The sequence below is a fragment of the Cronobacter muytjensii ATCC 51329 genome, assembly GCF_001277195.1.
Classification (GTDB): domain Bacteria; phylum Pseudomonadota; class Gammaproteobacteria; order Enterobacterales; family Enterobacteriaceae; genus Cronobacter; species Cronobacter muytjensii.
Window position 1 is genome coordinate 3051848 of the sequence record NZ_CP012268.1, and the last position, 21658, is coordinate 3073505.

A 21658-nucleotide genomic window follows, 5' to 3' on the forward strand; every position below is an offset into this window, starting at 1 on the left:
AATCAGGGTTAAGGTAAGTTGTCTTTTAAAGGGAAAATCAGTAATCCCGCGCCTGCGCGCGTTTTTCGTTAATCTGTTGCGCCACGCGCTGAATACGTTCGGACAGCGCCTGCTGCGCCACGCCGACGTTCCACCAGCTGCCATATTTGTGCACCATGGTTTTGGGCAACACTTTGATATCAATAAGGGTGCTGACGGTCTCGCGCTGCGCCGCCTCCAGCGCCGCTTTCAGTTCATCAAGCGTGGTGACGCGCCAGGTTTTACAGCCGTAGCCCGCCGCGATGGCGGCGAAGTTCACCGGCACCAGCCCGCCGCTCAGCTGGCCGTTCTCCGGCGAGCGGAAGCGGAACTCGGTGCCGAAACTGTCCATGCCGTGTTCCATTTGCAGATTGTTGATACAGCCGTTGGTCATGTTGTCGAACAGCAGCACGTTGATTTTCGCGCCTTCCTGTAAGGAGGTGACCAGCTCTGAATGCAACATCATGAACGCGCCATCGCCCACCATCGCGTAGACCTCGCGCTGCGGCTCGGCGAGCTTCACGCCGAGCGCTGCGTTCACCTCATAGCCCATGCAGGAGTAGCCATATTCAACGTGATAGGCATTGGGCGCGCGGGTGCGCCAGACGCGCTGCAAATCTCCCGGCAGGCTGCCCGCCGCCGCGACGATCACCGCCTCTTCAGGTAACGCCTCATTAAGCAGGCCGAGCACGCTGCTTTGGGTGAGCGTCGAGTCGGTCAGCAGGCGAAATTCCCGCCAGACCGATTCGCGGTCGAGATGATCATCTATCTCCGGAACGAATCCCTTTTCCTGAAACGTGGCCTGATATACACGGTGCGTCTCTTTCATCTGGCGGTTCTGCACGGCGGCAATCTGCTCGCCCCAGCCCGCCTGCCACGCGGTATCGCCAAGCGCGGCGTCAAGCGCCGTCAGCGCCTCGCGGGCGTCGGCCAGCAGCGGAATGCCGTCGAGCTTCCAGGCGTCGAAGTTGCTGACGTTGATATTGAGAAACCGCACGCCCGGATGCTGGAAAATCCATTTCGAGGCGGTGGTGAAATCGGTAAAACGGGTTCCGACGCCGATCACCAGATCCGCCTCTTTGGCGAGCAGGTTCGCCGCGAGACAGCCGGTTTCACCGACGCCGCCAACGTTATACGGGTGCGACGAGATGAGCGTGCCTTTTCCCGCCTGGGTCTCGGCGAACGGAATGTGATAACGCTCAGCGAACTGCGCCAGCGCCTCGCCCGCCCCGGAATATTTCACGCCGCCGCCGCAGACAATCAGCGGTTTGCGGCTGGCGACTATGGCCGCCACGGCGTCATTGAGCTGGGCGGCGCTCGCCGGACGGCGGTCGAGACGATGCACGCGGCGGGCGAAAAACTCCGTCGGATAATCCCAGGCTTCGCCCTGGACATCCTGCGGCAGCGCCAGCGTCACCGCGCCGGTTTCCGCCGGATCGGTAAGGACGCGCATGGCGTTAATGCAGGCGCTCATCAGCTGTTCCGGGCGCGTAATGCGATCCCAGTACTTACTGACGGCGCGAAAGGCGTCGTTGGTGCTGATGCTGAGATCGTAGCTCTGCTCTATCTGCTGTAACACCGGATCGGGCTGGCGGGTGGCGAAGACATCGCCCGGCAGCAGCAATAGCGGGATCCGGTTGGCGGTGGCCGTCGCGGCGGCGGTTATCATGTTGGCGGCACCGGGCCCGACCGACGAGGTGCAGGCGAGGATCTGGCGGCGCAGCGACTGTCTGGCGAAACCGGTGGCCGCATGGGCCATCCCCTGTTCGTTGCGGCCCTGATAGAGACGCAATTCGCCGCGCTCCTGCTCCAGCGCCTGGCCAAGCCCCAGCACATTGCCGTGGCCGAAGATGGCGAAAATGCCTTTGACGAATTTGACGGTCTCGCCATCCACCTCCAGATACTGGTTATCAAGAAACTTCACCAGCGCCTGCGCCATTGTCAGTCTCTGCTTGCCCATGTTCGCCTTCCTTTTTCAGCCAATGTCATGCAGGCTCGCTCTGGTGTCGGTGTAAAAGCGGACTGCCTGCCGGAATCTGTCTGGATTATAGGCAAACATATTTTTCATTAAACCAAAATACAGATGAAATGTTTCATTTTGAGAGAGCGATCAAACTCTGTTTCGCCCCCTGGCTTTTTCTGTGGGAGGGATCGCGAAACGCTGCAACCCGCAACACCGCGCCGCGCCAGATAACCCCGCAGAGTCTATGCTTTTGCAGCGGCCGGTGATGCGCTGCCCGGAAGCGGCGCTCGCGCCTGCGCGCCATGCGCTGAAGACACGCAGAGTGGAATAGCGTTCACATTTTTGGTTTTTTAATTTCAAACTAATTTGTAAATGAAATATTTATTTCTCATACTACGTTCAACCGTTAACCCTCAGGCTGCTTGCGGGCGCGCCGCCGGCTCTCCGGCCCTCTCGTGAAGCAGGCATGTAAAAGGAAACCGTAGCTATGAATGCAGCAGTTAAGCGGCTCGACGTCATTTGTATTGGCCGGGTTGCCGTGGATCTCTACGCGCAGCAAATCGGCGCCAGGCTTGAAGATGTGGCGACCTTCGCCAAATATCTCGGCGGTTCGTCGGGCAATGTCGCGTTCGGTACCGCGATTCAGGGGCTGAAATCGGCGATGCTGGCCCGCGTGGGGGATGAACATAATGGACGTTTCCTGCGGGAAACGCTGCAGCGCGCAGGCGTCGATACTGAATACCTGATAACGGATAAACAGCGGCTGACGGCGCTGGTGATGCTCGGCATTAAAGACCAGGAGACGTTTCCGCTGATTTTCTATCGCGATAACTGCGCCGACATGGCGCTGACGCCGCAGGATATCAACGAAGACTATATCGCCTCCGCCCGCGCGCTGGCGGTGACCGGCACGCATCTCTCCCACCCGGACACCCGCGCCGCGGTGCTGAAAGCGCTGGAATATGCGCGCCGCCACGGGCTGCGTACCGCGCTGGATATCGACTACCGTCCGGTGCTGTGGGGGCTGACCTCACCCGGCGACGGCGAAACGCGCTATGTGGAGTCAGAGCCGGTGACGCGCCAGTTGCAGGAAGTGCTGCATCTTTTCGATCTGGTCGTCGGTACGGAAGAGGAGTTTCATATCGCGGGCGGCAGCACCGACACGCTGACGGCGCTGAAAAATGTCCGCCACGCCACGAACGCCACGCTGGTCTGCAAGCGCGGGCCGATGGGCTGCGTGGTGCTGGAAGGCGCGGTGCCGGACGGCTGGGACGCTATCCCGCTCTTTCAGGGGGTGCGCGTGGAGGTGCTGAACGTGCTGGGCGCGGGCGATGCGTTTATGTCCGGCCTGTTGCGCGGCTGGCTGAATGACGAGGGCTGGGAGCAGGCCTGCCGCTACGCCAACGCCTGCGGCGCGCTGGTGGTATCTCGCCACGGCTGCGCCCCGGCGATGCCGACCCGCGACGAGCTTGATGATTATCTGGCCCGCGCGCAAGCGGTGCCGCGCCCGGATCTCGACTCCCGCTTAAATCATCTGCATCGCGTCACTTCCCGCCGCCAGGCGTGGCCGGAGCTGTGCATTTTCGCCTTCGATCACCGCAAACAGCTCGCCGATCTGGCCCGCGATACCGGCTGTGACGACGCGCGCATCCCGGCGCTGAAACAACTGCTGCTACAGGCCGCGAAAGACGCGGCGCAGGAGGCGGGGCTTGAGGGACGCAGCGGCATTCTCGCGGACGGCACCTACGGCCAGCGCGCGCTGAACGCCATTACCGGCCAGGGCTGGTGGATTGGCCGCCCGATTGAACTGCCGGGCTCCCGCCCGCTGCGCCTGGAGCATGGCGATATCGGCTCGCAGCTCGCAAGCTGGCCGCTGGAGCATGTGGTGAAATGCCTGGTCTTTTACCATCCGCACGATCCGCTCGCGCTGCGTGAAGAGCAGGACGCGCTGTTGCGGGAGGTGTGGCGCGCCTGTCAGCAGTCGGGCCATGAACTGCTGCTGGAAGTCATTTTGCCCGAGAGCGGGCCGGATAAAGACCAACAGCATTACCACAGTATGCTGGCGCATTTTTATCAGCTCGGCATCAAACCGGACTGGTGGAAACTGCCGCCGCTGGCGAGCCATCACTGGCAGGCCATCAGCGCGCTGATTGAACAGGAAGATCCGTACTGTCGCGGCATCCTGCTGCTGGGCCTTGACGCGCCGCAGGAGCAGTTGCGTGAAGGATTCGCTGAGGCGGCGTCGCATCCCATCATCAAAGGCTTTGCGGTCGGGCGCACCATTTTTGGCCAGCCGTCGCGCCGCTGGATGCAGGGCGAGCTTAGCGACGAGGCGCTGATCCGCGAGGTAAAAAATAATTACCTGACGCTTATCGGCTTCTGGCGCGACGCCCGTTCCTGATCCCCTCGCGGAGCGGCCCTGTCGCTCCGCGCCTTCCTGCTTCGTGAAATGAATCGCGTATTTCATTCGGGAAAATGAAAAATTCGCTTCATTTGATACACTGACACAAGCTTTCCTCCTTTTTCCCCTTTTTCAGGCACGATACATGGCAAATAATCCGACCCAGCTCTCCATCCTGCAGGATGAAATTCGTCGCCGGTATGACGAGCTCAGCAAACGACTAAAACAGGTGGCGCGCTACATTCTCGATAACAGCAACAGCGTGGCGTTCGACACCGTGGCCTCTATCGCCCAGCAGGCGGATGTGCCGCCCTCCACGCTTATCCGCTTCGCCAACGCGTTCGGCTTCAGCGGCTTTAATGAAATGAAGCAGATGTTCAGACAGCATCTGATGGAGGAGACCGCCAACTATACCGAGCGCGCGCGCCTGTTCCGCCAGACCGCCAGCGAAGAGACCAGCGCTCCGGAAACGCCGGGCGAAATCCTCAGCATGTTTACGATGGTCAACAGCCAGGCGCTACAACAGCTGGCGATGCAAATGGCGCCGGAAGACCTGGAAAACGCGGTGAAGCTGCTGGCGGAGGCGGAAAATATCTATGTGATTGGCCTGCGCCGCTCGTTCAGCGTCGCGTCTTATCTCACCTACGCGCTGCGCCATCTCGACCGTAAAGCGTTTCTTATCGACGGGCTGGGCGGGATGTTTACCGAGCAGTTAAGCCTGGTGGGGCCGAAAGATGTGGTGGTGGCGGTGAGCTTCTCGCCCTATTCCCGCGAAGTGGTGGAGCTGGTCGAGCTTGGCGCGCAGCGCAAAGCGCGCCAGATTGCCATTACCGACAGCCAGGTAAGCCCGCTCGCCGCCTTCAGCGATGTCTGTTTCGTGGTGCGTGAAGCCCAGGTGGACGGCTTCCGCTCGCAGGTGGCCTCGCTCTGTCTCGCCCAGACGCTGGCCGTGTCGCTGGCGCTTAACAACAGCAAAACCGCGCAGCAGCAAAGCGCCTGACGCGCGCCACAAAAAAACGGCCCGTATGGGCCGTTTTTGTTTCCACGCTTAACGCCGCGGATAGTCGTCGTGGTTTATCCAGGCGTGGTCCTCTTCCCAGGTGAAGAGCCATTTTCGCTCAGGCCCCGCCATCACGTTCAGGTAATAGCTGTCGTAACCTGCAATCGCCGCGACCGGATGATAGCCGCGCGGCACCATCACCACGTCGTGATTGTAGGGCGCCATGCAGGCGTCGAGGCTGCGGTCATCGGTGTAAACCCGCTGAAACGCAAAGCCCTGCGGCGGGTCGAAACGGTGATAGTAGGTCTCTTCGAGCTGCGTCTCCTGGCCGGGCACTGGCGTGTCGTGCTTGTGCGCGGGCCAGGAGCTGGTGGCGCCCTCTTCGGTATACACCTCGACCACCAGCAGACAGTCCGCCTCGCCGCTGTCCGGCAGAATGTTATGCACCAGGCGCTGGTTACGTCCTTTGCCGCGATGCTCGACGCCCACCTCTTGCGGCGTTATCACCCGCGCAGGCAGCGTGCCTTTACCCGGCGCGCTGCAGACCGCGAGTTCCAGGCTGGAATCCGCCGTCACTTCAATTCGCTCCTGCGGCGGCACGTAGACCGACCACGGCGGCGTGCGCTCAAACGGCGACATCCGCCCGCCGAGCCCCGGGAAATCCGCCTTGCGCGTTTTCACCGAGGCACGCCCCGCCACCAGCACCAGACACAACTCCCGGTCGCCGCTCTCAAGCGTGAGCGTTTCCCCCTCTTTCAACATCCAGACATCGAAGCCGATATAGCGCCAGCCGGCGCTTTCCGGCGTGATGTGCTGAAGATGGCGCGCGTCGCGCTGCGCCTTTGCAAGTAACGACATGGCTCCTCCTGGAAAATTAACCCAGCGTCGGCATACTGAATTCAGAGACGGTCTGTTGCCCCTGCGGCCAGCGCACCGTGGCGGTTTTCATGCGGGTGTAGAAACGCACGCCGTCCGGCCCGTGCACGTTAAGCGCGCCGAAGACAGAGCGTTTCCAGCCGCCGAAGCTGTGGAAGGCCATCGGCACCGGCACCGGCACGTTGACGCCCACCATGCCTGCCTGCACATCGTGCACGAACTCGCGCGCCGTGTGGCCGTTGCTGGTGAAAATCGCGCTGCCGTTGCCGAATTCGTGGCTGTTTATCAGCGTCAGCGCGCTGTCGTAGTCCGGCGCGCGCACGATGCCAAGCACCGGCCCGAAAATCTCTTCGCGCCAGATAACCATCTCCGGCGTCACGTTATCGAACAGCGTGCCGCCCACGTAATAGCCCGCCTCATAGCCCGGCAGGCGGAACCGGCGACCATCCACCACCAGTTTCGCGCCCTCGTTGACGCCTTTCTCAATATAGCCCAGGACTTTTTTCTGGTGCGCGTCAGAGACGACCGGCCCCATCTCATTCTCTTCCGGCCCGCGCATACAGCCTGGGCCGACTTTCAGCGCCTCCACCAGCGGCGTCAGGCGCGCGATCAGTTTATCCGCCGTTTCATCGCCCACCGCCACCACCACCGGCAGCGCCATGCAGCGTTCGCCCGCCGAGCCGAACGCGCCGCCCATAATGGCGTTGACCGTCGCGTCGAGATCCGCATCCGGCATCACGATAGCGTGGTTTTTCGCCGCACCGAACGCCTGCACGCGTTTGCCGCAGGCGCTGGCGGTTTTGTAGATATGCTCCGCCACGCCGGACGAGCCGACAAAGCTCACCGCCGCGATGCGCGGATCGGTATAGAGCTGTTCGGCGTCCTCATTGCTGCAATGCACAACGTTAAAAACGCCGTCCGGCAGGCCGGCCTCTTTTAGCAGCTCCGCCAGTCGCACCGCAGCGGTGGGCGCCAGCGCTGGCGGCTTGAGCACAAAGCTGTTGCCGCAGGCGAGCGCTATCGGGAACATCCACATCGGCACCATCGCCGGGAAGTTAAACGGAGTGATGCCGGCGACCACGCCGAGCGGCTGCATCAGGGAGTAGCTGTCGACGCGGGTGCCGACGTCGGAGGAGTATTCCCCTTTGATCAGGTGTGGAATGCCGCAGGCGAACTCCACCACTTCCATGCCGCGCGTCAGTTCGCCCATCGCGTCCGACCAGACCTTGCCATGTTCGCTGACGATAATCGCCGCCAGCTCTTCGGCATGCTGCTCCAGCAGCATTTTGAAATGAAACAGTACCCTGGCGCGGCGCAGCGGCGTGGTGTTCGACCAGGCGGCGAACGCCTCATGGGCGACCTGAATCGCGCCCGAGACCTCCCGGGCCGTGGATTGCGTCAGCTCACGCACCGGTTTGCCCGTGGCCGGGTCAAAGACCGGCACCGTCTGGTTGCTGTCGCTGTAGCAGATTTTCCCGCCGATAAAGTTTCCTGTAATAGTCATGCTTAGCCTCGTCGTCTGGAGGGGGTCAATGCCGTAGCCGTGGCGGCTCGCGTAAACTCGTCTGTCCTTATCCTGGCCAAATGAAATGAATATTTCAATAAAGCAATTAAATGAAATTTAATTTTGGTGACAATGGTCGCATTTTCATCCTGCGCCGTTTCAACCCGCCTTCGCTTTACCGGTTTACCCCCTGAAACATCACGGCTTATACCGCGTATAACGGGTATATCCGCCTGGCTTCAACACTTTTTTGCGAAGCCGATCAAAGAAGCGGATTTTCAAACATTGCCAATTATGAAATAAATGTTTTGATTAATGACAGGCTGACCCTTTCATTCTGTTGCTTTCAGGAGAGTAAGATGACCGTTGCACTGCACCGCTTCTGCGTTAACCGCAAAATCGCCCCAGGACTGGACATTCCCGCGTTCTTTAAGCTTGTTAACCGGCTTGGACTGAATAAGGTCGAGCTGCGTAATGACATGCCCGGCGGTAGCGTGACCGACGACCTGAGCCATGCGCAGGTGCGCGACCTGGCGGCGCGTTACGGTATTGAGATTGTCACGATTAACGCCGTGTATCCCTTTAATCAGCGCACGCCCGCGGTGCGCGAACTGACCGAATCGCTGCTGAAAGAGGCGCAGGCGGTGGGCGCGGCGGGGCTGGTGCTCTGCCCGCTGAACGACGGTCGCCAGATAGCGCCCGACGAGACGCTGGCGGCGCTTCAGGATCTCGCCCCCCTCTTTGAACGCTACGGCATTCAGGGGCTGGTAGAGCCGCTCGGTTTTCCGCAGAGTTCGCTGCGCTCGGCGGCGCAGGCCCAGACGTTGATCCGCGACGCCAGCGTCCCTTTTAAACTGCTGATCGATACCTTCCACCACGCGCTCTACCCGCAGGCAGCGCAGGAGTTCGCGCAGGTTGAGGTTTCAATGATTGGGCTGGTGCACCTCTCAGGCGTGGAAGACACGCGCCCGTTCGACGCGCTGACCGACGATCAGCGCGTTATGCTGACGCCGGGCGATCGCCTGAACTCGGTTGAGCAGGTTAACGCGCTGGAGGCGCGGGGCTATCAGGGAATTTACGCTTTTGAGCCGTTCTCATCAGCGCTGGCGACATGGCGCGAAGCGGATATCGAGCGCGAGATCCTAAGCAGTATTGAGCAGGTGCGCCAGCACGTTGCCTGAGCCTGTGCGCCGGGAAACCGGCGATAAAATCACCTGTTGTCGGGCGCGGTTTCAGGTATGATGCGAGGCCAGACCCCGCGGCGCCAGGCGTCGTCGGGGTTGTCCTTTATTCAGAACCGAGCGCGTCAATGAGAGTCACCCCGGCCAACACCATTGAATCCATTATCTTTTGCCTGCTGTTTATTTTCTTCTTTTTGAATATTCCGCATGTGCTGTTCGCCCTGCTGCACGCAGCCGAACTGCGCGACGTGGCCGCCGTGGTGAACGTGGTGCCGTTCCTGGATGACTTTAACGCGTATTTTATTGAGCTGGCGGTGGTGTCGGTTATCTGTTCGCTGATAACGACGGTGGCGGGCAAATGCCTCTGGGCGCAGTGGCGCGGCGGTAGCCGCCAGAAGTGAAAGCACGCTGGCGCGACGCGCCAGCGTGAAGCCGCATCAGATAGACGTGCGGCGGTAGCTGCGGTACTCCGGCAGCCAGAAGTTTTCCTCAATGGCCTGCAACAGCGCCTCGGCGGACGTTTTCACCGCCACGCCCTGCTGTTGCGCCATTTTCCCCACTGCAAACGCGATATCTTTCGACACCTGCTGAATGTCGGTCAGCGGCGGCAGCACCAGCCCGCTGCCGGTATTGACCAGCGGCGAATGCGACGCCAGCGCTTCGCTGGCCGCCATCATCATCTCATCGGTGACGCGCAGCGCGCCGGACGAAATAATGCCAAGCCCGATGCCCGGGAAAATGTACGCGTTATTGCACTGGGCAATCGGGTACGTTTTCTCTTTGATGGTCACCGGCTGGAACGGGCTGCCGGTCGCCACCAGCGCCGCGCCGTCGGTCCAGTTCAGGATATCGTGCGGCGTGGCCTCAACGCGGGACGTCGGGTTTGAGAGCGGCATAACGATCGGGCGCGCGCAGTGTTTATGCATCTCGCGGATGATCTCTTCGGTGAAAAGGCCCGTCTGCCCGGACACGCCAATCAGGATATCCGGCTTGACGTTGCGCACCACATCCAGCAGCGACAGCGAATCGCTGCTGGTGTCCCAGTTCTGGAGGCTGTCACGCTTTTGCACCAGCTTCGACTGGAACGACAGCAGATTCGGCATGTTGTCGGTGAGCAGGCCGAAACGGTCGACCATATAAACGCGGGCGCGCGCCTGCTCATCGCTTAAGCCGCCTTCGGTGCGCATCCAGGCGATGATCTGCTCGGCGATGCCGCACCCGGCGGAGCCCGCGCCGAGGAAGACGATTTTCTGCTCGCTAAGCTGGCTGCCCGCCGCGCGGCTCGCCGCAATCAGCGTGCCGAGCGTGACCGCCGCGGTGCCCTGAATGTCATCGTTAAAGCAGCAGATCTCATCACGATAGCGCTCCAGCAGCGGCATCGCGTTTTTCTGCGCGAAGTCTTCAAACTGCAACAGCACGTTCGGCCAGCGCTGTTTCACGGCCTGGATAAAGTCATCCACAAACGCGTAATACTCATCGTCGGTGATGCGCGGATGACGCCAGCCCATGTAGAGCGGATCGTTGAGCAGTTGCTGGTTGTTGGTGCCGACATCCAGCACGATAGGCAGCGTATACGCCGGGCTGATGCCGCCGCAGGCGGTGTAGAGCGACAGCTTGCCGATAGGAATGCCCATGCCGCCGATGCCCTGGTCGCCGAGGCCGAGAATACGCTCGCCGTCGGTCACCACAATCACTTTGATATTATGGATAGGCACGTTTTGCAGGATGTCGTCCATGTTGTGGCGGTTCGGCCAGGAGATGAACACCCCGCGGGCGCGGCGGTAAATTTCAGAAAAACGCTCGCACGCGGAGCCCACGGTCGGCGTGTAGATGATGGGCATCATCACGTCGAGATGGTTTTCCAGCAGGCGGTAGAACAGGGTTTCGTTGGTGTCCTGGATGTTGCGCAGGTAGATGTGTTTATCAATATCCGTTTTGAAATCTTCAAACTGTCGCCACGCGCGCTCCGCCTGCTCTTCTATGGTTTCCACCACTTCCGGCAGCAGCCCTAACAGGTTGAAGTTGCTGCGCTCCTCCATGCTGAAGGCGCTGCCTTTATTCAGCAGCGGAAACTCCAGCAGAACCGGACCGGCGTAGGGGATATAAAGCGAACGGTTTTTTTTGTGTTTGATTTCCATCTGTCTCACTCTTTTTTGCGCGGCAGAAGCCTCATCACCGGCTTTCTGGAGGCCGCGTCGGAACGGGCGGATTACCATAGCGGCACATAGTGTATAAGAAAGCGGCCCGCCGCTCTTCCATAAATGGACAGATTTCTGACATCAATGCCATGCAATTTATTCATTCAGGGGAATGGCGGGGGAGCCAGGCTCCCCCGTGGAGGGCGCGGGCGTCAGGCGAGAGAAGAATTGGGCGATTTCTCAAGCGCCGGGCGCGGTCGCCCCTGAAGCGTAAAGATGGAGATAACGGTAAACCCAAGCGTAATCAGCCCCAGCACCAGATAAGTCTGCTGGAAGCCCACCGTGTCATACATCCGCCCCGCCCAGGTGGAGAGCACGACGCCCGAAAGCTGTTTAGAGAGGTTAAAGCCCACCAGGAACAGCGTGGCTGAAAGCCGCGGGTCAAATACCGCCGAAATGTATTTAAAGGTGCCCACCAGCAGGAACGGCAGCTCGAACATGTGCAGCGTTTTCAGCACGATAACCTGCCAGTCAGCGGTGGCGAACGACGAGCCGATAATGCGCATCGACATAATCGCGCCTGCTATCAGCAGCGCGTTTTTGCTGCCGATGCGGTTAATAATAAACGGCGTGAAGAACATCACGGTGGCGTTGAGCAGTTCGCCGCCGGTGGTGACAAAACCGAAAATTTGCGTGCCGCGCTCCGGGCTTGAGAAAAAGCCTTTGAAGAAGTTGGCAAACTGCTGGTCGAAGACATCATAGACGCTCGCCACGCCCACCACGTAAATGATGAACGCCCAGAAGCTTCGCATTCTGAACAGCTCGCCCACCAGCTTCATTGAGAAGGCCTGGCTGGTTTCCTGGGTGCCGGAGATCAGGTTGCCGCTCTCTCCTGCCGGGCGCGAGAACCAGAGCACGCCTGCCAGAATCAGCGCGCAAGCCGAGGCCACCCAGAAGATGATATTAGGGTTCACGCCAAACAGCATGCCGGTCATCGAGGCGCACAGCGCCCAGCCCACGCAGCCGGAAACGCGCACTTTGCCATATTCGAAGTTATTGGCGCGGCTTACGCGCTCAATATAAGCCTCCACGGCGCCTGAGCCGCTCGAAAATACGATGCCGAGATAGCAGCCGCCGACAAACGCCCCGACCCAGATGTTAAACGCCAGCAGCGGTTTGAGCACAAAGATAAAAAACGGCGCAAACAGCACCAGCAGCCCGGTTATCGTCCACAGCAGATGCTTACGCAGCCCGAGCTTATCGGAGACCAGCCCGAACACCGGCTGGAAGATAATCGCGAACAGCGAGATGCACGAGAAGACGATCCCGGTATCCGTTTTATTCAGATGGGCGACATCCGCGAGCCACACCGGAAAGAACGGAAAATAGGCCGACATAATGAAGTAGTAGAAAAAGAAGAACAGCAAAAAGAATATGAAGTTCTGTCTTTCAACCGGGGTCAGGGCAGGCTTATTCATCTTTCACCTTCAGGGTTAATAAGGCTGTTTTTGTTGTAAAAGCCGGGGCGCGCCCCGGCGGTCGCGCCCTGTCAGCCTTGCCGTCTGCGCAGGGTAAAGCGGTAGCAGTATTCCCGCGCGGTCAGCAGATACTCCGGGTGGACACTCGGCGTCCAGGAGTCGTCCCCGCCGACGCCCATATGGAAGCCGTCAAGCGTCAGCCAGACGCCCGCCTCCGGCTGCAATTTATGCCAGTGGCTGGTCTCCATTAGCTGACGGGTGCCATAGGGGCTGAGTGAGAAATGAAACTCGCCCTCGGCCTGCCAGCCGTTCCAGCTCAGCTCGCGGGTGTTGCAACGCAGGCCGTTTTCGCTCGGGAAGATATACGGCGTGGAGAGCTCCGCGAGCGGCAGCGTCCAGCGCGAGAAGCAGGCGCTGTTCAGGCGGTCCGGGTAGTTTTCATGCGGGCCGAGGCCGAGCCAGCTTGCGGTTTCTTCGCCGCCGCGCAGCTGGCAGACGACGCCCACGCGCGGCAGCGGCGGCAGCGCCGGGCTGCGCTCGACATCGATATCGCAGTGCAGCGCGCCCTGGTTATCCACCACCATGCGCCAGCGGCTGAGGATCGCCGGGCCGTCCGCCAGGCCGCGTGCGAAATACGCATGTTGCGCGCGCACTTCCACGCCCTCGCGGATGGTTTGCGCGCAGCAGACCAGGCAGCGATGCTCAGTCTCATACAGCCCGGCCGCCTTCCAGCGCTCCACCCAGGCGTTCGGGTCGATGCGTTCCACTTCGCTGACGCCGATATCGTTATCAAGCGGCGCGCGAATAAACTGATCGGCAAGCGGCGTCAGCAACTGATCGACGCCGTCGTCGCTCCACTGGGTGAGCTGACCGCTGGCGCGGCTGACGCGCCATGTCTGACGCCCGTGGCGGATGACAAATTCCGCGTCGGTGATATCAAGCTGCGGCGCATCGCCCGCAGCCGGCGGCTCGGGCAGCGCGAGCGGCGCGGCAAGCGGCCACTGCGCCCAGGCGCTGAGATGCCCCTCCGGGGACCACGCCGTCGCCTGCGGCTGTTCAACGCGCACGTGCAGCCAGATGGCGTCGTCACCCGCCCTGGCGGTAAACCCGTCTTCGCTGAGCGTCAGCACGCGGCTCGCCTGCGGGCCAAGCTCCAGCACGGTTTCACCGCTGATGCGCGCTTCACCGCGCACTTCGACGCTCCAGACCAGGCGCTCGTTGTCGCTGTCGCGGAACAGGTATTCGCTGGTCACTTCGATTTGCAGCGGGCTTTCGCTCACCAGCCGGAACTGGAAGAACTGCTGCTGATGCTTCGCCTCAAAGAGCGCCGGGTGCGGCGTGCGGTCCGGGAAGACCAGCCCGTTCATGCAGAACTGGCGGTCGTTCGGCGTGTCGCCAAAATCGCCGCCGTAGGCCCACCAGCGGCTGCCGTCCGGCTCCACGCGCGTGATGGCCTGGTCGGCCCAGTCCCAGATAAACCCGCCCTGCAGACGCGGATACTGGCGGAACGCGGCCCAGTAGTCGGCGAAGTTGCCGAGGCTGTTGCCCATCGCGTGGGCGTATTCGCACAGAATGAGCGGGCGGGTTTCGCCGGGCATGGAAATCCATTTTTTAATCGACCACTTCGGCACCGCCGGGATGAGCTGGTCGGTCTCCACGCGGGCATACATCGGGCAGATGATATCGGTGGCGCGGGTATCCGCCCCGCCGCCTTCATACTGCACCGGGCGGGTCGGGTCCTGATGCTTGATCCAGTTGTAGAGCGCGGTGTGGGTGGCCCCATTGCCGGACTCATTGCCGAGCGACCAGATAATAATGCTCGGATGGTTACGGTTGCATTTCACCATCCGGGTGACGCGCTCGCTGTACGCGCCAAGCCAGACCGGATCGTCAGACAGGCGGCTCATCGGCTCCATGCCGTGGGTTTCGATATTCGCTTCATCCACCACGTAAAGCCCGTAGCGGCTGCACAGTTCATACCAGCGCGGCTGGTTAGGATAGTGGGAGCAGCGCACAGCGTTAAAGTTGTTCTGCTTCATCAGCAGGATGTCCTGCACCATCGCCGCCTCATCCACCGCCTGGCCTTTCTCCGGGTGGTGCTCGTGGCGGTTCACGCCGCGAATAAGCAGCGGCTGGCCGTTGAGCGTCAGCAGGCCATTGTGGATTTCCACGCGACGAAAGCCGACGTCGTGCGCCTCAGAAACCAGCGGCATACCGTCGGCGTCAAGCAGCGTGACCACCGCGCGGTAGAGATGCGGCGCTTCGGCGCTCCAGAGCAGCGGGTTGTCAACGTCGAGCGAGAGCGTTACGCGCTCCGGGTAGTTACCGCGTTCATCAATGGGGGCTGAGCCGAGCGGCCGCGTCTGGCTCGCCACTTCGGTGTCGCCGTGCCACAGCGCCAGGCTGACGCCAAGCCCGCGCGCGGCGGGCGTGACTTCCACCTCGCTAAACAGCGTGGCGTGGCGCAGCGATGGCGCAAGCTCGGTGTGAACGCGCACGTCCGCGAAGGCCTGCTCCGGGAGATGCAGCAGGCTGACCGGGCGGAAAATGCCGCTCATGCGCCACATATCCTGATCTTCAAGATAGCTGCCGTCCGACCAGCGCAACACCAGCACGCACAGGCGGTTGCGGCCCGCATGCAGCACGTCGGTGAGATCGAACTCCGCCGGCAGGCGGCTGTCCTGGGAGTACCCCACCCACTGCCCGTTACACCAGAGATAAAACGCCGAATTCACGCCGCCGAAGATGATGCGCGTGCGGCCCGCCTCCAGCCACGCCTGCGGCACGTCGATATCGCGCGAATAGCAGCCAGTCGGGTTTTCGTCCGGCACAAACGGCGGGTTCACCGGGATCGGGTAACGCACGTTGGTGTAGATCGGCGTGTCGTAGCCTTCCATCTGCCAGTTCGACGGCACCCTGGTTGCGCAGGCGTCGCTCAAATCGGCCGCCAGCCAGACGTCCGGCACCTGCTGAGGGCTGGTGAAAAAGCTGAACTGCCACTCGCCGTCGAGCGACAGCACGGCGTCGGAGGTTTCGCCCCGGCGCGCCTGGCAGGCGTCGCGCCAGCCGTGTAGCGGCGTATGGGACGGCAGGCGGTTGACGCTGGTGATGGCCGGGTTCTGCCAGTCATTGCGGGCGAGAATGGTCGCCAGCGGGCGCGTCTGGAGCTCGTTAAAAGCGGTCGTGGTGGGGTTTTCTGTCATGAGTTTTCCCTGTAAATCAAAAAATGTCGTGCGCTAACATTGGTAATCAGCATGGCGGGAAAGCGTAAAAATGGCGAATAGCGGCTTTTCAGAATGCGACCCCGGATCACATCCCTGCGGTGGATGGATCGAGAAGTGAGATCAACGTCACACCACCAATGTTAGCGCTAGACATTTCGCGCCAGAAATTGACTTTCGCCGCCGCCATCGCCGATGATTGCGCCGACGAGACGCAGAGGAAAGGCGATGAAAAAACGACTCAGCACGCTGGATGACGTGGCGCGGAAGGCCGGGGTATCGCACCAGACGGTATCGCGCGTGCTTAACAAACCGGCGCTGGTGTCGCCCGCCACCCGCCAGCGGGTGCTGGAGGCGATGGAGGCGTTGCAGTTTGTGCCGAACCGCAACGCGCAGCTGCTGGCCGGCAAAGCCACCCGCACGCTCGGTTTTATTACCGTCTCGCTGGCGCTCCATGCGCCGTCGCAGATCGCCGCCGCCATCAAAAGCCACGCCGCGCGGGCGGGCTACAGCGTGGTGATCGCCACCCTGGAAACCGGCACGCTGGAGGAATTGCAACGCTCGCTAAACGAAATGCGCGCGCAGAAAGTGGATGGTGTCATTATCAACCTGCCGCTCGGGGCTGACGCCGCGGCGACACTCGCGGCGCAAAACAGCGATCTGCTCTGCCAGTTTCTCGACGTGCCCGCCGACAGCGACGTGTTTCACGTGAGCTTTGATCCGCGCGACGGCTCGCGTCAGAGCGCGGAATTTTTGCTCAATGCCGGACATCAGCAGGTCGCGCTGCTCGCGGGGCCCGCGCACTCGGTCGCCTCCTCAATGCGTCTCGCCTGCTGGCAGGCCGTACTGGCGGAGCGCGGCCTGCGCGCCTGCGCGCTGCTGCACGGCGACTGGAGTTCAAAGGATGCCTGGCAGCAGACGCTCAGCCTGTTCCGCACGCGGCGCGACATTACCGCGCTGCTGGTGGCAAACGATCAGATGGCTTTCGGCGCGATGAGCGCGCTGGACGAGCTCGGCCTGCGCGTGCCGCAGGATGTCTCGGTGATTGGCTATGACGACACGCCGGACAGCGCCTATTTCATTCCGCCGCTCACTACCGTCGAGCAGGATTTCAACCGCCTTGGCGCGGAGTCGGTGCGCCGGATGGTGGCGCGCCTCACCGGCCATGGCGACGGCGGCTCAACGCTGCTGCCGACGCGCTTTATTGAACGCCGCTCTACCGCCCCGCTGCGCGATCGCCGCGCCGACCGCGAGCGCCTGCTCGACGAGATGGCGCGCCTCGTTCAGGCGCTGCGAGACTGTTAACGCCACGCCGGCCCTCCTGCCGGCATTGCTTATTATCCCGCCTTTTTAGCGCATTTCCCTGCTTTTTAGCCGCCTTTTCACGCCGATGATTTTTGCTTTCAATTGCAAATGATTATTAGTAACATTTGCAGCTTCTGTGAAAGGGTGTTTCAGTTTATGGCAGGAACCGCTGGCGCAGACGGCGGGCGAACTCCCCTTTTGCGTTTTATAACAATACGTTAAACCAAATGGAGTTGTCTGATGAACCACAAGACTGGCGCCCTGGCGCTGCTGGTGGCGCTCGCCCTTAGCGGCTGCGCGACACAACCATCCCCCGCGCAGGCCACCTCTCCGGCTCCCGCCGCGCAAACCCAGCCTGATAACCTCGTGAAGCGCGAGCTCGCTTACGGCGTCTATGAGATGGCGCTAAGCCCGACGACCCACGCGCTTTACGTCGCCACGGCACAGTCGTTTAAAGATGTTCAGGGCGGCGTTATCTACAAGCTCGATCCCGCGTCGCTGAAAACTCTCGGCGAAACGCATACCGACCTGAAAAACTTCGGCATGACCACCGATCCGCAAGGTAAAACGATTTGGGTGACCAACTCGCTGGATGGCGGCATCAGCGCGCTCGACGCCGCCACCGGGAAAATCACCGGTCGTCTGCTGTTTGGCGAGCGTAACGAGAAAGGCTTCCCGTCCGGCGCGCGTGAAATTCTCTGGCACGACGGCCTGCTGTATGTCGGTGCCGTCGCCGATCCGGCGGTGATCTGGGTCGTCGACGCGAAAACGCTGAAGCTTAAAAAACGCATCAAAAACGCGGGCAAATGGGTGACCGGCCTGCACTTCTCCTCTGTCACGCAACGGCTGTATGCGGCAAACGGCGGCGGCGAAATTCTCGTTATCAACCCGACCACGCAGCGCATCGAAAAGCGCTGGAAACCGCTCGGCGATAAACCGGCGCTGCTGCTGAACATGGCGGAAGATCCGGCGACCGGCCGTCTGTTTGTTACCGACAACTCCAAAGCGAAAACCACGCTGGCGCTGGATATCCGCAGCGGCGACGTCATCAAACAGCTCGACGTGGGCGATTCGCTGGCGGTGAAATTCAACCCGCAGCGCCAGGAGATCTACCTCACCCGGCGCGACGGCGGAAAACTACTGAGCCTCGATGCCACCACTTACAAAGTGAAAAAAGAGTGGGATCTGCCGCCGAACCCGAACAGCCTGCTGCTCTCACAAGACGGCCAGACGCTGTGGGTCACCGTCAAACAGCCGTTTAATAAAGATCACTCAACTAAAGGGCCGGAGCACGTGGTGCGCATCGACCTGAAATAACCGCTTTACGGGCCCGGCAAGGGGCCCTTTTTCCTTACAAGAATAACGACAGGACAACCTCGGGGATGAGACACGTAACGTTACGCAAAACGCTGCTGGCGATGGCCGTGGGCTGCGCCGCGTCTTACGCGCAGGCCGCCAGCGCCGATGCGCAGGCGGAAGAGACTATCGTGGTACAGGCCGCCGGCGAGGCATTTACGCCGGGCGGCGACACGCCCCCGCCCGCTTATCTGGATGGCCAGGTGGCGCACGGCGGCCGACTCGGCATGCTCGGCGAGCAGCGCGCGATGGATGTGCCTTTTAACGTCATCAGCTTTACCTCAAAGCTTGTGGAAGATCAGCAGGCGCGCACCGTCGCCGACGTGGTGCGTAACGATGCGGGCGTGCAGAACGTGCAGGGCTACGGCAACTTCCAGGAGACGTACCGTATTCGCGGCTTTGCGCTTGAAGGCGACGACATGACCTTTAGCGGCCTTGGCGGGGTGATGCCGCGTCAGGTGGTGGAGATGGCGATGGTCGACCGCATCGAGATCTTCAAAGGGGCCAACGCGCTGGTGAACGGCGCGTCCACCACCGGCGTGGGCGGCGTTATCAACCTTGAGCCGAAACATGCCGACGACCTGCCGCTCACCCGTCTTGGCGTTGACTACACCTCCGCAAGCCAGGCGGGCGTCACGCTGGATGCCGGGCGACGTTTCGGCGACGCGGAGCAGTTCGGCGCGCGCGTAAACCTGGTGCAGCGCGAGGGCGAGACGGCGGTGGATAACGAAAAGCGCCGCACCACCTTTGCCTCCGTCGGCCTCGATTACAAAGGCGACCGGCTGAAAACCTCGCTCGATCTCGGCTACCAGAAGCAGGGCTTCCACGGCGGGCGGATTGGAGTGGATATTCGCAACGTCGATTTCATCCCGGCCGTGCCGAAAGCGACGCAGAACTACAGCCAGGACTGGGTTTACAGCGATCTCGAAAGCCAGTTCGGCATGGCGCGCGCTGAGTATGCGCTCACCGACGACTGGACGCTCTATGGCGGCCTCGGCGGCCAGCATAGCCACGAGAAAGGGCTGTACGCCACGCCGCGGCTGATCAACGCCGCTGGCGACGCCACGATGGGCCGCATGGATACCAACCGCATTAATGATAATTTCAGCGGGATGGGCGGCGTGCGCGGGCGCTTCGACACCGGGTTTATTTCGCATCAGGTGAATGTGGGGTATTCGGCCATCGCGCGCCGCGACGCGACCTCCTGGCGCATGGCGAAAACCACCCGGGCGGTGAATATTTATGACCCGCCAGACGTGGGCCGTCCGCCCAACGCCAGCTTCAGCGGTAACTATGGCTCGCCGCCGACCACCGGGCGCTCGCGCACCCAGGGCTGGCTGCTGAGCGATACGCTGGGCGTGCTGGATGACCGCGTGCTGCTGACGGTGGCCGCGCGCCACCAGAAAGTGGTGGTGCGCAAATACAGCGCCAAAACTGGCGATGAGACGCGTGATTCACGGTTTAACGACAGCCGCTGGATGCCGACCTATGGCATCGTCTACAAGCCAACCGAACAGGTATCGCTCTACGCCAACCATACTGAGTCGCTGGAGCCTGGCGGCAGCGCGCCGTCGACCGCCGCCAACTACGGCGAGAGCACCGGCATTCTGCATTCAAAACAGAATGAAGCGGGCGTGAAGGTAGATTTCGGGCGGCTTGGCGGCACCCTGACCGCCTTTGAAATCAAAAAGCCCGTCGCCACCCAGGACAGCGTCACGAATATCTACGCCCTCAGCGGCGAGCAGCGCAACCGCGGCGTGGAGCTGAACCTGTTCGGCGAGCCGGTGCTGGGGCTGCGCCTGAACGCCAGCGCCACCTGGATTGCCCCACAAATGACCCGCACCAAAGACGGCGTGAATGACGGTAACGACGCCGTCGGGGTGCCGCGCTTCGCGATGCGCGTGGGCGGCGAGGTGGATATCGCGCCAGTCGAGGGGCTGACCGCCAGCGCCTGGGTGAACCACACCGGCGCGCAGTACGCTAACGCCGCCAACACCCGCAAGCTGGACGACTTCACCACGCTCGATCTCGGCGTGCGTTACCGCATGACGCTTAACGATCAGCAGAATACCGTGACGTGGCGCGCGGGCGTCGATAACGTCACCAATGAGAAATACTGGTCGACCGTGGAAAGCAGCGGCATTTACCTCTATCAGGGCAAACCGCGCACGCTGAAACTCTCCATGAGCTACGACTTTTAAGCCGCACCCGCCGGGCCTTCCGGCGGGTTGCACGCTCAGCGCGCTTTATCTTCCTGCTTCATTCGAGCGCGGATGCCGCCGTCAATGGTGGTGGTGTCGGCCATAGGCGTATAGATAGCGCCGGTCGTCGGGGCCAGCGGCTGCGCTTTCTCCACTGAACGGTTAATCACCTTCGCCGAGAGTTTCTCAGTCATATCCGGGAACAGGTGGTGCGACAGGTTAGACGAGCGCGCCTTCCAGCCCACCGGGATCTCCTCTTCCGGTTTGAAGCAGGCTTTCACTATGGCGTCGATCACTTTTTCCGGGGAATCCATCGCGGCCATGCGCGGCGCGTGGCCGGTATAGTTGGCGGCGTGGGTCCACCACGGCGTATCGACCGCCCACGGCATGATGGTCGCCACTTTAATGTCGTTATAGTCATTGAGCCGCAGCTCTTCGTTGATGGTGCGCCCGAGGCTCAGCACCGCGGCTTTGGTGGCGGCGTAGCTCGACTGAAACGCGAGCGGCACTTCGCTGTCCACGGAGCCGGTGTTGATCAGCACGCCGAAGCCCTGGGCAATAAAATGTTTTACCGCTACGTGTGCGCCATAGATGACGCCTTTGAGGTTTACGTCCACCAGCCGTTCGTGATCGGCCACCGGGATCTCCCAGAACCAGCCGAGCGCCCCAATGCCGACGTTATTGATCCAGATATTAATCGGCCCGAAGCGCGCGATCGCCGCCTGCGCCAGACGCTCCACCTGATCCGGCTGGCTGACATCCGTCTCCACCGCCAGCGCGTGGCCGCCACCGGCGTTGATCTCCTGCGCCAGCGCCTCCAGCGCTTCGCCCCGTCGCGCCGCCAGCACCACATTCGCGCCGCGTTTAGCGAGCGCCAGCGCGGCCCCGCGCCCAAAGCCGCTCGACGCCCCGGTGATGACGATGGTGGTATTGATCATTCTTTCTTCAGACATACCGGCCCCCTTTTATCAGCAGATTGCCGCGCCGCCGCAGGCTTGCAGGACGACGCAGCCCAG

14 protein-coding genes are annotated in these 21658 nt (G+C 61.5%); 7 read left to right on the forward strand and 7 right to left on the reverse strand.

The window, feature by feature from the left end:
* Positions 1-37 precede the first annotated feature (37 nt).
* Positions 38-1978, reverse strand: coding sequence for a 3D-(3,5/4)-trihydroxycyclohexane-1,2-dione acylhydrolase (decyclizing) (gene iolD, locus AFK63_RS14105; RefSeq protein WP_038864497.1), 1941 nt, complete (start codon positions 1976-1978; stop codon positions 38-40).
* A 490-nt stretch (positions 1979-2468) separates the two neighbouring features.
* Between iolD and AFK63_RS14110 the strand changes: the two genes are divergently transcribed.
* The gene (locus AFK63_RS14110) at positions 2469-4382 is read left to right on the forward strand and encodes a bifunctional 5-dehydro-2-deoxygluconokinase/5-dehydro-2-deoxyphosphogluconate aldolase (protein WP_038864500.1); all 1914 of its coding nucleotides are present in this window, start codon (positions 2469-2471) and stop codon (positions 4380-4382) included.
* A gap of 145 nt (positions 4383-4527) precedes the next feature.
* Positions 4528-5382, forward strand: a complete 855-nt coding sequence (locus tag AFK63_RS14115; RefSeq protein WP_038864504.1) for a MurR/RpiR family transcriptional regulator — start codon at positions 4528-4530, stop codon at positions 5380-5382.
* Between the two features lie 48 nt (positions 5383-5430).
* On the opposite strand, the gene iolB is transcribed toward AFK63_RS14115, so the two are convergent.
* Both iolB and AFK63_RS14125 read right to left on the reverse strand, forming a co-directional pair.
* Positions 5431-6240, reverse strand: coding sequence for a 5-deoxy-glucuronate isomerase (gene iolB / locus AFK63_RS14120; protein ID WP_038864507.1), 810 nt, complete (start codon positions 6238-6240; stop codon positions 5431-5433).
* Positions 6241-6256: 16 nt separating this feature from the next.
* Entirely contained in the window at positions 6257-7762 is a 1506-nt protein-coding gene (locus tag AFK63_RS14125; RefSeq protein ID WP_038864509.1) for a CoA-acylating methylmalonate-semialdehyde dehydrogenase, read from the reverse strand.
* A 359-nt stretch (positions 7763-8121) separates the two neighbouring features.
* On the opposite strand from AFK63_RS14125, the gene AFK63_RS14130 reads away from it, so the two are divergent.
* Together AFK63_RS14130 and AFK63_RS14135 are read left to right on the forward strand one after the other, a co-directional pair.
* The gene (locus tag AFK63_RS14130) at positions 8122-8943 is read left to right on the forward strand and encodes a TIM barrel protein (protein WP_038864511.1); all 822 of its coding nucleotides are present in this window, start codon (positions 8122-8124) and stop codon (positions 8941-8943) included.
* Positions 8944-9071: 128 nt separating this feature from the next.
* The gene (locus AFK63_RS14135) at positions 9072-9344 is read left to right on the forward strand and encodes a hypothetical protein (protein WP_038864513.1); all 273 of its coding nucleotides are present in this window, start codon (positions 9072-9074) and stop codon (positions 9342-9344) included.
* A 36-nt stretch (positions 9345-9380) separates the two neighbouring features.
* On the opposite strand, the gene AFK63_RS14140 is transcribed toward AFK63_RS14135, so the two are convergent.
* The 3 genes from AFK63_RS14140 to AFK63_RS14150 form a co-directional block, all read right to left on the reverse strand.
* Positions 9381-11081, reverse strand: a complete 1701-nt coding sequence (locus tag AFK63_RS14140) for an NAD-dependent malic enzyme (RefSeq protein ID WP_038864514.1) — start codon at positions 11079-11081, stop codon at positions 9381-9383.
* Positions 11082-11293: 212 nt separating this feature from the next.
* Positions 11294-12559 (reverse strand): oligosaccharide MFS transporter, encoded by a 1266-nt coding sequence (locus tag AFK63_RS14145; protein ID WP_038864518.1) that lies wholly within the window; start codon positions 12557-12559, stop codon positions 11294-11296.
* A gap of 71 nt (positions 12560-12630) precedes the next feature.
* Positions 12631-15762, reverse strand: a complete 3132-nt coding sequence (locus AFK63_RS14150; RefSeq protein WP_038864520.1) for a beta-galactosidase — start codon at positions 15760-15762, stop codon at positions 12631-12633.
* 246 nt (positions 15763-16008) lie between these two features.
* Between AFK63_RS14150 and AFK63_RS14155 the strand changes: the two genes are divergently transcribed.
* The 3 genes from AFK63_RS14155 (at position 16009) to AFK63_RS14165 (ending at position 20642) form a co-directional block, all read left to right on the forward strand.
* Positions 16009-17085 (forward strand): LacI family DNA-binding transcriptional regulator, encoded by a 1077-nt coding sequence (locus AFK63_RS14155; protein ID WP_038864523.1) that lies wholly within the window; start codon positions 16009-16011, stop codon positions 17083-17085.
* A gap of 240 nt (positions 17086-17325) precedes the next feature.
* Positions 17326-18402, forward strand: a complete 1077-nt coding sequence (locus tag AFK63_RS14160) for a YncE family protein (protein ID WP_038864525.1) — start codon at positions 17326-17328, stop codon at positions 18400-18402.
* Positions 18403-18467: 65 nt separating this feature from the next.
* Positions 18468-20642, forward strand: coding sequence for a TonB-dependent receptor (locus tag AFK63_RS14165; protein ID WP_038864527.1), 2175 nt, complete (start codon positions 18468-18470; stop codon positions 20640-20642).
* A 35-nt stretch (positions 20643-20677) separates the two neighbouring features.
* On the opposite strand, the gene AFK63_RS14170 is transcribed toward AFK63_RS14165, so the two are convergent.
* Complete coding sequence (locus AFK63_RS14170; RefSeq protein WP_038864529.1) at positions 20678-21595, reverse strand: SDR family NAD(P)-dependent oxidoreductase; 918 nt, start codon at positions 21593-21595, stop codon at positions 20678-20680.
* Positions 21596-21658: the final 63 nt, after the last annotated feature.